Here is a 13,572-nt window from a genome sequence, read left to right on the forward strand (position 1 = left end):
TCACACCGTTGTAAATGCGTCCTCGTCGAGGCCGGCGCATTTGAGGATTTCTTTGATATTGACCTTGGCGCTGTCGTCGGAAAAGCCGTTGTCCTTGAACACGACCTTCCAGGTCTCCGGGGCAAGCTCTTTGTGTAGCGATACCATGCTCTCGGCCACGTTGGGGGTGATATGGTCATCCAGGCAGATCATCAGCGCGCCCATGCCGATGATATAGACGTCCTTGCCGCCGTAGGTGCGGGTCTCCAGCGGCCAGGTCAGGTCAAGGCCCATTTTGAGCATGATTTCATAAACCACATCCAGCTCGGTGCGGCCATCAACATAGTTGCTGATGCTATCGAACAGAGAAGTCTCCAGCTTATCGGCGTCCGGCTGCCACTTTTTCAGGTTGGAGGTGTCCAGCTTGAAGTCCTTAAAGCCGATGTCCGGCACTTTTTTCGGCCCCTCGCCGATTTTGAACTGGGCGTTCTGTTCCTCAATCTCGACTTTAATTTTCTCGCCCGCACGGCGAATGCGCTCTTTACCGATTTCGCAGATGTTTTTGTACCCGGCCTTGGCGGCTTCGGTGCCCTCGGCGCAGGGTTCCGGCAGCTGAACCATGATGAATTTGCGGTTGCCGCCGTCCTCGGCGTTGAGCTGCATCACGGCGTGGGCGGTGGTGGCGGAACCAGAGAAGAAGTCGAGCACAATGTTATTTTTTTCTGTAGCTAAATATATGGGTCTCAACACAGTACCTATAGGTTTCGGCCGCGGAAAAATGTCTTTTTCAAATCTAAGATCAACAAATTGCTCTGTTCCACGTTCACTATTAACATCCTTGAAAGTCCAAGCAGTTGTTGCCTTTACCCTCAAATCATCGCTTAGATAATCTTTTTCTACTATAGTCCACCTGCTTTTTACCTGCATATAATTGGGGACTAATACAGCTCTTCTTTCAATTGCCGTGTCAATTCCGACGCGCCAGCGTCCTTCTGTACCATCATCCTTTAATGGGATGATTTTTATGTAACCGCTTGGGACATCATCCTCATATGTTGGATAGAAATCACCTGTCTCCTTGTTATACATGAAAAAATAAAACATATTGGGTCGGTCAGACCGTTTATCGCTATCTCCTGTTTTTCGAAGGTCAATATGTCTATAAAGCCTGCCGTCTGTTTCTGCCTTATTATACCTCCGTATGATATTATCCTCTGGCGCAAATCCAGCAAGTGTAGCATCTTGCTTTTGATAGACAACTATATATTCGTATGCTGTTGCAAAATTCTTTTCATCCGATCGACCTTTTGGATTGTTAATATTCGCAATACATGCAAGAAAGTTTCCTTCACCAAAAATCTCATTGCATACTTTTTTCAAGTTATCAATTTCGTTTTCATCTATGCTAATAAAAATCACGCCGTCATCGGTCAGTAGGTTTCTTGCCAGCCTCAGCCGTGGATACATCATATTCAGCCAGTCGGTGTGGTAGCGGCCATTGGCCTCGCTGTTATTACTGATTGGACGCCCCTCACCGTCCACCTGCCCGGTAATCTCCTTGTAATTTTCCAGACTGTCGGAAAAGTCGTCTTGGTACACGAAGTCGTTGCCAGTGTTGTAAGGCGGGTCAATATAGATCATCTTGATTTTGCCGTGGTAGCTCTTTTGCAGCAGCTTCAGCACTTCCAGATTGTCACCCTCGATATAGAGGTTCTGGGTGGTGTCCCAGTCCTTGCTCTCCTCCTTGCAGGGGCGCAGCGTTCCCATGGACGGCGTCTGGGAGAGCCGCAAAGCTTGTCCCTTGCCGTTCCATGTAAAGTTGTACCGCTCGGCACTGTCGTCGGTGTATTCGCCCAACACCTGCTTGAGCTTATCAAAGTCGATCTTTTCCTCGCAGCACACCTCTGGAAACAGCTCCCGCAGCGCCGCAATATTGTCCTTCAAAATATTCTCGGATTGCCCGTTAAGTTTTGTCATTGGTGCTGGCCTCCTACTTTCCTAACAAATTAGATTTTTCTAAATACTGCATAATCTCTTTGCTCTTACAATCAATGCAGGAAATTTGCTCCTCTATTATAGCCTGATATTCCATTGGGGATTTGGTTAAATCAACAGCAAAAGCTTCAACATTTGATTTAATCACATTTATTCGATCACATAGTGTCTTATCAATGAGCATTACATCGCTAACGCTTAACTCCACAAAAACAGACCCAATTTGAAAAGAAACTGAATATGCTTGGGATACAACATCCCGCAATTCACGGAATTGTTCTGCCGCTTTGGGAGTATGCAATTGAAGGAAAAGTTTAAATTGATTGATTGTATGATGGACTTGAATCATTTTGTAATGCATTAATGCTTTTGTGCGTTTTCTAAGTGTACGATAGGATATACCAGCTGTCACAGCTGCCAGTAGTGCGCTTGCGAAAATGCCTATCAAAATATTAGAGGCTGTACAGAAATCGTAATGTGAACATAGAATAGCCACAATAAACGATAATACAGTTAGAACAGCACAGACCCAAAACGACCGCTTATATGTAAGCATTTTATAGTTTCCCTTCCAGCCTTTTAATCTCCATATTCAGTTCCACCTTGCAGTTGAACTACGTTTTCTTTTTCAACGCTGTAGCGCCGCAATATTGTCCTTCAAAATATCATCGGATTGCCCGTTAAATTTTGTCATTTATGGGTAACTCTCTTTCATTTTCCTAAGACGCGTTTGTGATAAGCAGGATCATCTTCTTCTGCATCATAAATCACATGTCGGTCATAATATTCACTTAAAAACGGATAATCGTATTCGTCACCATCTGTCCACGAGCAAAGGAATATCTTCTCAATTCTTTTCCAACGACATAAATTTTCAATGGGCTCATTATCTTTTTTTCGCGCCAGAGCATCGATCGGATAGCAAATGGAAAAATCAAATTGATCGCTTGTCTTTGACCACGTTCCACGATTAAATAAGCTATCAAATTCATAATAGTTATGACCAATCCGAATCTGCTCACCGGCCTTTGGTTGTTTTTCAACGCCGACACAGCCAAGAAATGAATTGCCAGTTATGTTTTGAAGCCCGTTGATTCGAAATAAGACATGAGCATTTTTGTAACACTTCTCGATCATTGCCATAGCGAGAATGTGCTTCTTAAATTGATGTGTTCCCGTAACGAGAATTCCTTTTTCTTCGCTTTTGAAAAACTCTTCTATTTCCTGCATCGCCTGAGCTTTTCCATTCATTAAAATTCACCCGATCCTTTCTCAAATCTCTTAATCTCCATATTGAGTTCCACCTTGCGGTTGAACTGAGTTTCCTTTTTCAGCTCTGCGCGCAGGGCTGCGATTTTCGATTCCGTGGCCTGCCGCTGTGCCAGCAGCGCCCGCGCCTCGTCCCCGTCCGCGACCTCTGCCATTCCGCTCTGGTGAGCATTGAACACGGAAATTCCATCTACCATATCGTTGTACAACTCATAAAAGTTGCCGTTGCGCAGTTTCTGAAAATCCAGCGCCGCGCTCAGCTTCTCGAGTTCAGCGCTGTCCAGCCATGCCGTGCAGGCCGGCTCCTCCAGTACATTTTTCTCGCTGTCATTTTGACTGTTGCGCTGGTGCGCCGCCCAAAGCTGTACCTGATTCTCATGTTGCAGCACCAGCAGCATGGGGTAAGGAATTGTCCGCATGATGATCTCCGCAATGCGTCTTTCTCCCGCCTGCCGGGTCAGCACTGCCTCGATGATCTCCACCTCGCCGTACTCCCGCACTGTATCTCTATAGGGCTTCACAAAGCAGTTCTCTGGCTTGAGGGAATACCGCCATGTGATTTTGTCAATATTTTCGGTAAAGAGCTTTTTATCCGCCGCCGAGAGGTCGGCGTTTTCATAAAACAGCTTCTTGTAAATCACGTTATCCACTTTACAGGCCGCCGGAATATTCAGTACGTCATACATGGTCTCACTCCCTTACTTCAGCACCAAGAAACTGATCAGTTCAAAATCTTCGATGCCGTCGTAATACTCCTTTTGCATGGTGGTGCCGCCCTTACTGAACAGGCTCGCCACGCCGATCTCCTGCTTTTTGCCGATGAGGTTCTGAATGGCAGCCTCCAGCAGCGAGGAATAGGCCTTCATGTTGCTGCCGTCTTGCGTTTCAGAGTTGAACTGCGCCGCCAGCTCGGCAAATACCTCGCTTTGTCCGGAGCAGAGCTTTTTGTAATAGTCGAGAATCTTTTTGGCGTGGAGAAAGGAGACCTTCACCGCGCCGTCCTGCGTGACATAGAGCAGATAATAGGGGAACAGCGCGTTCTGTTCCCGCGTCTGCGCCGCGCCGCGTACCTGCCGCAGCGTGAAAATCACGCCGGGAGTCAGCTCGCTTTGCAGCTCTGCCGGAATTTGCGCTACGGCATACATCCCGGCTGGGGCCTGTGCCAGTTCCTTTTTATGGTCTTTCAGGTAGCCCATAAGGTCGGTTTTGAAGTCGTTGAAGGTCATATCCGTAATGGAGATGCCGCCGGAGATATCCTCCAAATCTACCACCTGATTCTGCAGGCTCCTGAGCTGCTTGCGGCGGTATTCCAAATCCTTCATTTCCCGGCCGCCCTCGTCAATGATGTTTTCCTCGCCGGTGGCGGAGACGTCCAGGAGCACCATGCGCCCCTGCACCCGCTGCTGCAAGTTGATGTATTCATCCAAATCCCGCATAGGCCAAAAGTTGACCAGCTGAATGACCTGATTGGTGGAGCCGATACGGTCGATGCGGCCAAAGCGCTGGATGATGCGCACCGGATTCCAGTGGATGTCGTAGTTCACCAGGTAGTCGCAGTCCTGCAGGTTCTGGCCTTCGGAGATGCAGTCGGTGGCGATGAGCACGTCGATCTCACCGGCCACATCCGGGAATATCTTATCTTTGTTTTTTGAGCGCGGTGAAAACAGCGTCAGCACCGTATTGAGGTCGCTGATTTTCACCCGGCCGCGCAGAGCGGACGGGATTTTCAGCGTGGTTTTATTATCGCCGCTACCGGTGACCACGGCGGCTGTCAGGCCAAGCTCCGTTAAAAACGGCATCAGGTTGGCATAGAGATAGTTGGCAGTATCCGCAAAGGCGGAGAAAATGACCAGCTTCTGATTGTCGTCGTTGAGCGGATTTTTCACTTTGTTGGCAATCAACTTTTTTAGATCGGAGAGCTTCTCATCCCGGTCAGGCGTCACCTCGCGGGCAACCCGCAAAATCCGTTCCAGATTTTCACGGTCACTGAGAAGGTCATCCTTCCATCGAATCAGATCCATATCCTGAAGCAGGACTTTGACCGATTTTCCAACGGCCAGATCCTCCAGCTCCGGGTCGTCCAAATCGATGTCACCGATGCTGACGTCCGCCGGCTCGGACAGCATTTTGCTGTCTGCGAGGGAAAGCGCATGGTCGATACCGCGCAGAATCTTGTCTACCGTCAGAGCAAAGGAATGAATGGAACTCTCCATGCGCTTGAGAATGCCCACGCGCATCAGGTTAACCAGGCTGCTTTCACGGTCAATCTGCTTAAAGACGCCGCTGCCTACCTGGGCATCATAACGCTTGCTGTATTCCGCCCGCTTTTCGGGCAGCAGATAGGCCAATGGAGAGTAAACGCAGAGCGTCAGCCGCTTAATCAGCGTATTGACGTCGCCGATGGGCGGGAACTCGTTTTTACTGTCCACGCCAGAATAGAGGTTTTTCGGCGGCAGGCGCTTGGGGAACTGTCCGATTTCCGCAATGTTGTAGTATTTTTCAATATGCTTGCGGCTGCGGGCAATCGTGATGGTGTCCAGCAGTTTGAAGTAACTCAAATCCATCATTTCTACGAAAGTATCGGAAGTGCGCTCCTCGTCCGGCAACTCCGACCAACGATTGAACACCAGCTGTGCCTTGCGCAGAACGTGCTCAATGCTGGGAATACCCACCTCGGAGAACGCGTCGTTCTTGCCCTCAGTGATGAAAGCAATCTGGTTTTTGATATCGTTCATCCGATTGTTGACCGGCGTTGCGGACAGCATTAGAACGCGGGTCTTGACGCCCGCACGGATAATGTCGTTCATCAGCCGCTCATAGCGGGTGATATGCCCCTTGACTGGTGGGTTGTTGCGGAAGTTATGGCTCTCGTCAATGACCACAAGGTCGTAGTTGCCCCAGTTGACTGTGGCGAGATCAATATCGCCGCTTTTCCCGTTCTCGCGAGAAAGGTCGGTGTGGTTGAGAACGTCGTAATGGAAGCGGTCGGCGGAAAACAGGTTGCGCCGGTCATTCAGAGTATAAATGCTCCAGTTTTCCCTCAGTTTCTTCGGAGCCAGCACCAGAACCCGGTCATTACGCAGCTCATAGTATTTGATGACTGCCAAAGCCGTAAAGGTCTTGCCGAGGCCCACGCTGTCCGCCAAAATACAGCCGCCGAACTTCTCAATTTTTTCAATAATTCCGATGGCGCCATCTTTCTGGAACTGATAGAGCTTGTTCCAAATCTCCGTTTCCTTGATGCCTGTACGGGTTTTCATGACATGATCTTCCGTCAGCTCGTCCAAATACTGATTGAAGATATGATAGAGGGTAACAAAGTAAATGAACTGCGGCGTGTTTTCTTTATAAAGCACCTGTACCTGGCGCAGAACCTCATCCTTGATATCTTCCACCGCGGAATCGTCATTCCAGAGGTCATCAAACATCTTCAAAAACTGCCGGGTGCAGTCACTACCGTACATGCAAAGATTACTGTCCACACGGCTGGAAGGCGTCAGGCCAAGGCCCTCGGTGGTAAAATCCACCGTACCGTTGATGGAAATCGAGTCGGCTCCGTTGTCTATATAGACGAGGCGCGGCTGGGCGGAGTTAGGAGCCTTGAACATCTTGATTTGCGCTTTATGCTCCAGCCATTGGGCGCATTCGCGTGCAACAGAAGCCTGACACATTTCGTTGCGCAGTTTGATTTCATACTGGTTTCCGGTGATTGCCTGTTCGGTTGGATGCTCTATGTAATATTCACGGCTGGACTGATTATCGTTTTTGATAAATACCGGATCAGTGAAAAGCATTCGTATACTTTCCACCTTCAAGAGCTCTTTTTTTAACTCTGCAAAGGCGTAAATTGTGAAGTAGGCTGTCACAATGGACAGCTTACTGCCTTTGCTGATATTTTCACGCAATTCGCCCGCGACGCTACCGTTGCGTTTGTTATCAATCATTTTTGGTGGTTTCATTCTGCCACCTCGGTTTTGCTTTTCTCAAATCGCGGATCGACCGGCTTTTTCGCATCTGGCGGCAGAAGCCAGGTCTTTCCGGCTTTTACTGTTCCGGAGATACGTCCCTGTGCACATAAAATTGCCACCCGACGTGGGGAAATGCCCCATAGTTCCGCAGCTTGCTTTGTCGTCAAAAACTCCATAGAACATACCTCGCTGATCAAATTTCTACAAAAATATATTATATTCTTTTATCTGAATATTTCAAGTTTCAAGTCTTTCAGCGATTAAGATATTAAGATATTTTTATTTTCTCATATGAAGTGTCCTATAAAAAGTACTCTGTACTGTGACGCTCACTTATTGTTCTTTCTCTGCCTATAATCGTTCCCTTCAGTTTGGTCCTTCAAGGGGGGCCATCGTGAACCTCTCCTCGGTCCAGAGAATGGCGATAAAGGCCCCCCTGGCGGAAGTAATGTTTTTACGCTGTTTTACGGCTTGATATTTTGGACTGAATACATATTGGAGCTGTTGCTGCCGTTCTCACGGTAGCACGGCTCCTTTTTGATGAAGCCGTGCCTGGTGAGATCGCCCAGCGCCCGTTTGACCGTGCTGCGGGAGAGATGTAGGTCTTTGGCGATGGTGTTGATACCGGGCCAGCAGGTGCCGCTCCGGTTCGCTCGGTCTTTCAGGTACATGTAGACCGCCTTCGCGCGGTGCGGGATGTCCTCAGCGTAAATAGTTCCGAAATAACTCATACCTTATCCTCCTGCGACTGTGATCTCTGCCTCTGATGCGCTTTGGAATCCCGCAGGCTGTAGTTGGACTGCTGCTGGCTCATGCTGGCCTGCGTGCGCTTGTCGGAGACAGGCACATTCTCAACGGCTTTGTCAGAGTGGTAGCGCGTCACGATTCGCCGCTCCAGTTCGTCCTTGTCAGCGTAGGCCACCTTGCGCTCCGCCTTCTCTGAAACCTCGTACACAGTATCAAAGGTGATGCCCCAGTCGAGGAATAACCGCAGGCGCGTCTGCATGGGATGCGTCCCAGTTTTCATGACAATGAATTGTCCCTTGGGCAGTGATTTCAACTCATCCGGCATCATGAGTGGGCGCTCCATCATCTGCAGGGACTGGCTGGGATCATTCTTACCGCGGCTGATACTGCCGCTCATGACGGTGCGGCTGCCCAGCGCCTTTGAAAGCACCTCGGCGGTCTGGCTGTTGGGCGCGAAGCCGCCGAAGATGGTACATTGACAGTTGTCGACGATGATCTCCGAGCCCTCCTTGCCGTAGTTTTTCTGGAGTTGCCCGAAGCTCTGTATAATCGGCACCATGAGCAGGCGGCGGGAACGGGAGGCGGAGAAGATAAGCTGCAGGGATTCGATAGGCGGGATGGTACCCAACTCGTCGCAGTAGAACACCACGCGGTTCGGCAGTTTCCCGCCATGCTCGTCGGCTACCGAAAGAATCTCCCTGTAGAGTTGCTGGATCATTAGTGACACCATGAAGTATTTCGTCAGGTCTTCTTCCGGCAGTACGATGAAGATGGCGCTCTTGGTATTGCAGAACTTCTCCGCGTCGATGGCGGTATCGAAGCAGAGAATCTGCTCCATCTCGCTGTCGAGGAAGGCGTTGAGCCGTGACAACACGGTGGACATGACGGAGGCCATGGCCTGGTCGGAAGAATTGAGCGCCGCGCCGGCAAACCATTTGGCCTTGTGGTCGGGCGGGAGCTTCGCCATCAGAAGCTGGAACTGGCTTTTGCCTCTGACATTCGACGGCTCCAAAAGTTCCTGCACCATTTTGAACACAGAGATGATGTGACGGCGTTCCTCCGGGTGCTCGTCGTCGGGCGGCAGGAACTCCGCCAGAAGCAGGATCACCGAGGTCAGCAGACCTTCCGCCGCGTCATAGAAGAAGGCGTTTTGTCCGTAGTTGGCACTGTCGCCGGAGGAGTTAATAATAGTTTTGCTGATGATCTTTGCATACTTTTCCGCCTTGGCTTTGGCGGCGAGGTTGTGTTCGTCGGCACGGTATTCATCCATGTATTTGTTGACGAGGTGCAGAAGATTGTTGCCGTCCGAACGGGTGGGATTGCGTAAGTCGATGACGGAGATATTATATCCATAATAGTCGCGGGCCACGGCTCCGTAGTTTCGGAACAGGTCGCCCTTGGTATCGGTGCAGAGAAAGCTCATGCCCGTGGCGCAGGCGTATTCCAGATTGGGATAGAGGAAGAAGGCCGTCTTGCCGACGCCGGATGCGCCGATCATCAACGTGTGGACATCGTCGGTGTCCACCAGAGCTGTGACTTCATTTTTCTTCCCGACACTTCCGAGAATGATGCCCTGCTCCTTCGGTTGCTCCTGTCCCTTGCGCCATGCTTTGGGACGGAACGGGATGCGCTTGTAGGTGCGCTCAATTTCCTTTTTTGAGGCGAACCGTGCGGTGCCGTGCTGACCGTCGCCCACCGTGCGGCTCTTGATGCCGTTGAGAGTATAATAATGCGCCAGCAGCGACAGTCCGCCGATGACGGCGAACATGATCGCGCCTGCGGCAATCAGGATATAGATTTTGTCCTGCATGATTTCACTCCATTTCCATAGTCATTTTTTCTTCCGTCTCACAGGCGTGCACCAACTCATCGTTCCAGTCCTTTTCTTCGGAGTGGTCGATCCGGATGTTTTCATAGCCGTGTTCAGCGAGGAATCCTGTCAGCCGTTCAGCCGCTTTGACGCCGGCATCGTCGTTGTCGAGACACAGGGTGATCTCTCCGAGCTGCTTATACTGCTCCAGCATCCAGAGCATGGCATGCTCGGAGGTTCCGCAGAGGGACACATAGCTGTGCTTCCGCCAGTCCTCCTGATGAAGGCTGATGTACGACAGAAGATCGATGGGCGCTTCGAACACATAAAGCTGATCGGATTTTCCAACCCAGTGGAAGCTGTACCTCGGATCGCTGCTCTCGATGTTGCCGCGATAGCTTTTGCCGGAGGTATAGATGCTCCGCTTGTGCCCGTGACGGGCAACGCCGTGTTCATCATTTCCGACGAACACGGCGTTGTGGTAAATCTTCGTTTTATCTGCGGATGGCTCCGCGCTCTCAAAGATAAGTCCGGCGCGGGCGAACTCCGTCAGCACATCCCGGTCGATGCAGCGGGTCTGCAGGAGGTAGGCGTAGACCCTCCGCATATCCGTGTGCGCTGGTGGGAGTTCGAAAGGTTTCCGCTGCTCTGTGGGTTCTTCCCTCGCCGATAGATACTCGATCCCACTCTCCCCGCCGAGAAGTACGGTCACTGCGTCAGGGAAAGACAGACCATAGAAATTCTGAACGAAATCGATGGCAAGACCGCCCTGCTCTGTGGCGTGATCGAACCACTGGTTGCCCCGGACGGTGACGCTGTGATCCGAGGCGAGGCGCTTGTCCCGTCCGGAGGGAAGAAGCTTTTCGCCCAGAATGCGAAGGAACTCCGGCAGGTCGACGGAGTTGGCCCGACGTTTTTGTTCCTCGGTGAAATGAATATACTGTGCGATGACACTCGCCTCCAATCTCAGTAGGGAATGATGTAGTCCTGCCTCTGCTCCTGATCGTCCTCCTTGTGACCCTGGGCGATCTTCTTTTCTTTCATCTTCCTGCGGAGCTTCTTGTCGATGCCATACCCAACGCCTCCTCGCTGCGGCGGCGTATTATTCTGAAAGACTCGGCTCATGTGATGGAGCAGTCTGGTAGCGGAAAGAAAAACGGACGGGTTCTGCGCGGCCACCGCCCAATGCTCTGTGTAGAACTGCGCGTATGTGTTGCCCTGTTCCGCCGACTGGGTAAGCCACCTCAGAGCGGCTTCCTTGTCCTGCGGTACATCTTCGCCGACGAGATACAGCTTGCCGAGCACATACATGGCGTCTGCGTTCCCGGCCTCCGCCGCGTCAGTGAGATACCGAATCGCCTCCAGGACGTCTTTCTGCACGATATCACCTTGACGGAGCAGTTTGCCGAAGGCGTATGCCGCGTAGGTGTTACCGCTGTCGGCGAGCCGAAGCAGCATTGCCGCCGCGTCACGGGCCGTATCCGACGTTGACTCACGCGCGTAAATAATCCTGACCAGCTTCCGCACATCCTCCGGGACTTTTTGCTCATCTGATGGGGCTTCCTCGAAGTTGAACTCATGGCCGAGCAGCTTCGCCGCCTCCGCGACAACCATATTGCGGATGGGCTTGAATTCCTTCTGCCGGGAAAGCGGCGGCAGTTCAGGCATCTCGTCCTGATAGGTGCTGACGATATCCGTGCGGATGTCATACCAGAGCCGGTAGGCTTCCGCTACGCGCGCGTCCCGCGCCAGTTCGTCCACGATCTCATCCACCATGGCCCTGATCGGCGCCTGCAGATAGCCATACTGCATCTTACCCTTGTGTGCGGACAGCTTTGCGGCGAGTTGCCCCGTCAGCTTCTCGATGCGCTCGTTTCGGATCGTGCCGCTCGCCATCTGCGCGATGAGCTCCTGATACAGCTTTCGCGCGTCCGTCTTGAGCGCGTCGCGGCGCTGGGTGTCGGCAGCGTACAGCTCCCGGAGCTGCTCCGGGAAGATATTCTGTGCCAGCGCGGATTTGATCTGCGTGATGCCCTGCTCGGTGAGGAAACCTTCGGTCGGATCGGTGGAATAAATGATCATGTGGATATGCGGATGATGGCTCTTGTCGTGGAAGGCCGCATACCACCGCAGATGCTCGGGCCTTATCTTGTATCCCTTCGCCAGCTCGGCGGCGCAGGAGCAGAGCATGGTGCGCCAGCTCTCCGGCGACTCGAAGCCCATGGCGTGCGCATCCTCCCGCCGCAGGGAAATGACCGGCGTCCACACGACGCCGGGATGCTCCGCGATCTCCTTCTGCACCTGGGAGATTACCAGCTTTTTACCCGTGCCGTCGAAGAGGCCGTGGGCATCCAGCTTGGCAACGCCGGGGCGCATACCGATGTAGTCCACATAGTTTTCTCGTTTGCCGATCTGATCGAAATTCTGTTCCAGCGCGGTCTGGATAAAGTCCGAAGCGTTTTCCTGCGTCGGTCGGGCGAGGTAATCCTCATACTCGAACCGCCTTTTCGCTGAAGGAAAATCTTTGACCAGCTGGCGGATGAGCCGGTCCTGCTTTTCCGTCGCCGATTTCAGCCTGTCGGTATCCGCTACCGGCGCGACGCCCTCTCGGGTTGCGATGTAGCGGATGAGATACGAGAGATGCGCCGCGCTGCTGTGCCCGCTTTTGAAATGCGGTGAGATGAAAATAATGCGCGGCATTCTTACTCATCCTCTCCGGTGAGCAGGTCGAGACTGTATTCCAGCGGGTATGGGTCGGCATAGACTTTTTCGTAGGTGAGCCTGTCGCCAAGCTGCTTGACTTCGCCAACGGCTTTGCCATGTACATATTTCAACTGTTCAGGACTTACCTTGAACATACCCGCGATGATATTCCATGTTTTCGCTTCCTCCACCGAGAGGCGAAAGAGATTGCGGTTGACATGCGCGCCGAAGCTGTCCAGTGTGCCGTGAAGTACCTGCGATAAGACCGGTGCAAGATATTCCGACGCATCCTTTGCACCCAGATATCCGGCATAGAACCGCAGGGCATTTTCAGTGAACTCATTGAGCGACTGGCAGTTGTCTTTCGGCATCGCCTCTCTGACCATGCGCTCTGTATCCGGCCCAAGCCGGACGGTATATCTGTATTTTTCTTCTGACATATTTTCCTCCTGAAACCGGATGTAGTGATGGCTTTAGTGCATGGGAAAAGCCTGAAGCAACGCAGGTTTACGGGGCGGCATAGTGCGAAATGCGGTGCAAACTCTCAAATCTGGTGCGTCAGGCCGCTCTTTTCGAAACCGCGCAAAGCCCTGTAAAACCGCGCCCCGGCCCGCTCTGCGGGACGGTGTGACAGGCGGTGATGATGTCACCGCTTTATCCTGTACTAAAATCGTGAGCTTGAGCCCGCTCCCGAATCTCCCCAACACAGCCCCAACAGGGTGGTCAAGCCCTGCCAGTGGTATCCTTTCTCTCCGCCCCGTCCAAAAGCCGCACACAGGGCGACACAGACGGCAACGTGCGGTCACTTGATCGGTTCCATTTTCGTCGTATCTTCTCCGCTGGGCGGAACAGGCGAGTGAACTGGTTTCGCCGCAGGCATTTTCGGAGCGGGTGCTTTTACCTGACGTTTGGACTTGGCAGCGGGAGCGCTCTTGCTGTCGAGATATTCACGAAGAGGTTCCGGTACTGATTTTTCATACAGTTCGGCAAGATCTTTTTCCATGCACTGCTGTGCGGTGGTGTTTTCCTTTTGCAGAGAGAAATCCAGTGCCGACAGTTTTTCCTCATCAAAAGGAATTGTAATATTGGTTTTGCTCATAC

General features: G+C 51.9%; 12 protein-coding genes. All 12 read right to left on the reverse strand.

Translation table 11 applies throughout. The features are described 5' to 3' along the window. The 12 genes from VA597_RS12495 to VA597_RS12550 all read right to left on the reverse strand — a co-directional run bounded on the left by VA597_RS12495 (position 1) and on the right by VA597_RS12550 (position 13,570). Positions 1-1,956, reverse strand: coding sequence for a site-specific DNA-methyltransferase (locus VA597_RS12495; RefSeq protein ID WP_326974687.1), 1,956 nt, complete (start codon positions 1,954-1,956; stop codon positions 1-3). Between the two features lie 13 nt (positions 1,957-1,969). Beyond that, positions 1,970-2,530 carry a hypothetical protein gene (locus tag VA597_RS12500; protein ID WP_326974688.1) on the reverse strand — a complete coding sequence of 187 codons (561 nt, stop codon included), beginning with the start codon at positions 2,528-2,530 and terminating at the stop codon, positions 1,970-1,972. Between the two features lie 155 nt (positions 2,531-2,685). Then, on the reverse strand, positions 2,686-3,225 hold the full coding sequence (locus VA597_RS12505; protein WP_326974689.1) for a hypothetical protein: 540 nt from the start codon (positions 3,223-3,225) through the stop codon (positions 2,686-2,688). Beyond that, positions 3,225-3,929, reverse strand: a complete 705-nt coding sequence (locus VA597_RS12510; RefSeq protein WP_326974690.1) for a DUF4391 domain-containing protein — start codon at positions 3,927-3,929, stop codon at positions 3,225-3,227. The genes VA597_RS12505 and VA597_RS12510 overlap by 1 nt, the downstream gene beginning before the upstream one ends. Positions 3,930-3,941: 12 nt before the next feature. Continuing rightward, positions 3,942-7,187 carry a helicase-related protein gene (locus tag VA597_RS12515; RefSeq protein WP_326974691.1) on the reverse strand — a complete coding sequence of 1,082 codons (3,246 nt, stop codon included), beginning with the start codon at positions 7,185-7,187 and terminating at the stop codon, positions 3,942-3,944. 11 nt (positions 7,188-7,198) lie between these two features. Further along, positions 7,199-7,387 carry a helix-turn-helix domain-containing protein gene (locus tag VA597_RS12520; protein ID WP_326974692.1) on the reverse strand — a complete coding sequence of 63 codons (189 nt, stop codon included), beginning with the start codon at positions 7,385-7,387 and terminating at the stop codon, positions 7,199-7,201. Between the two features lie 288 nt (positions 7,388-7,675). After that, positions 7,676-7,942 carry a helix-turn-helix domain-containing protein gene (locus VA597_RS12525; RefSeq protein WP_326974694.1) on the reverse strand — a complete coding sequence of 89 codons (267 nt, stop codon included), beginning with the start codon at positions 7,940-7,942 and terminating at the stop codon, positions 7,676-7,678. Then, positions 7,939-9,768: a VirD4-like conjugal transfer protein, CD1115 family gene (locus tag VA597_RS12530; protein WP_326974695.1), complete on the reverse strand. Its 1,830-nt coding sequence runs from the start codon at positions 9,766-9,768 to the stop codon at positions 7,939-7,941. Before VA597_RS12530 ends, VA597_RS12525 begins: the two co-directional genes overlap by 4 nt. Before the next feature lie 4 nt (positions 9,769-9,772). Next, positions 9,773-10,732 (reverse strand): DUF3991 and toprim domain-containing protein, encoded by a 960-nt coding sequence (locus tag VA597_RS12535; protein WP_326974696.1) that lies wholly within the window; start codon positions 10,730-10,732, stop codon positions 9,773-9,775. Between the two features lie 2 nt (positions 10,733-10,734). Beyond that, entirely contained in the window at positions 10,735-12,468 is a 1,734-nt protein-coding gene (gene mobP3, locus VA597_RS12540) for a MobP3 family relaxase (protein WP_326974697.1), read from the reverse strand. A gap of 2 nt (positions 12,469-12,470) precedes the next feature. Beyond that, positions 12,471-12,911 carry a hypothetical protein gene (locus tag VA597_RS12545; protein ID WP_326974698.1) on the reverse strand — a complete coding sequence of 147 codons (441 nt, stop codon included), beginning with the start codon at positions 12,909-12,911 and terminating at the stop codon, positions 12,471-12,473. Between the two features lie 362 nt (positions 12,912-13,273). Next, positions 13,274-13,570, reverse strand: coding sequence for a DUF6103 family protein (locus VA597_RS12550; RefSeq protein WP_326974699.1), 297 nt, complete (start codon positions 13,568-13,570; stop codon positions 13,274-13,276). Positions 13,571-13,572 lie beyond the last annotated feature (2 nt).

This window comes from Caproicibacter sp. BJN0012, assembly GCF_035986805.1.
Taxonomy (GTDB): Bacteria; Bacillota; Clostridia; order Oscillospirales; family Acutalibacteraceae; genus Caproicibacter.

Excerpts from the sequence above, each read along its gene's own strand:
- VA597_RS12515 (WP_326974691.1), bottom strand. The coding sequence starts at position 7,187 with ATGATTGATAACAAACGCAACGGTAGCGTCGCGGGCGAATTGCGTGAA.
- VA597_RS12530 (WP_326974695.1), bottom strand. The coding sequence starts at position 9,768 with ATGCAGGACAAAATCTATATCCTGATTGCCGCAGGCGCGATCATGTTC.
- VA597_RS12510 (WP_326974690.1), bottom strand. The coding sequence starts at position 3,929 with ATGTATGACGTACTGAATATTCCGGCGGCCTGTAAAGTGGATAACGTG.
- VA597_RS12550 (WP_326974699.1), bottom strand. The coding sequence starts at position 13,570 with ATGAGCAAAACCAATATTACAATTCCTTTTGATGAGGAAAAACTGTCG.
- VA597_RS12505 (WP_326974689.1), bottom strand. The coding sequence starts at position 3,225 with ATGAATGGAAAAGCTCAGGCGATGCAGGAAATAGAAGAGTTTTTCAAA.
- VA597_RS12500 (WP_326974688.1), bottom strand. The coding sequence starts at position 2,530 with ATGCTTACATATAAGCGGTCGTTTTGGGTCTGTGCTGTTCTAACTGTA.
- VA597_RS12525 (WP_326974694.1), bottom strand. The coding sequence starts at position 7,942 with ATGAGTTATTTCGGAACTATTTACGCTGAGGACATCCCGCACCGCGCG.
- VA597_RS12495 (WP_326974687.1), bottom strand. The coding sequence starts at position 1,956 with ATGACAAAACTTAACGGGCAATCCGAGAATATTTTGAAGGACAATATT.
- VA597_RS12520 (WP_326974692.1), bottom strand. The coding sequence starts at position 7,387 with ATGGAGTTTTTGACGACAAAGCAAGCTGCGGAACTATGGGGCATTTCC.
- mobP3 (WP_326974697.1), bottom strand. The coding sequence starts at position 12,468 with ATGCCGCGCATTATTTTCATCTCACCGCATTTCAAAAGCGGGCACAGC.
- VA597_RS12545 (WP_326974698.1), bottom strand. The coding sequence starts at position 12,911 with ATGTCAGAAGAAAAATACAGATATACCGTCCGGCTTGGGCCGGATACA.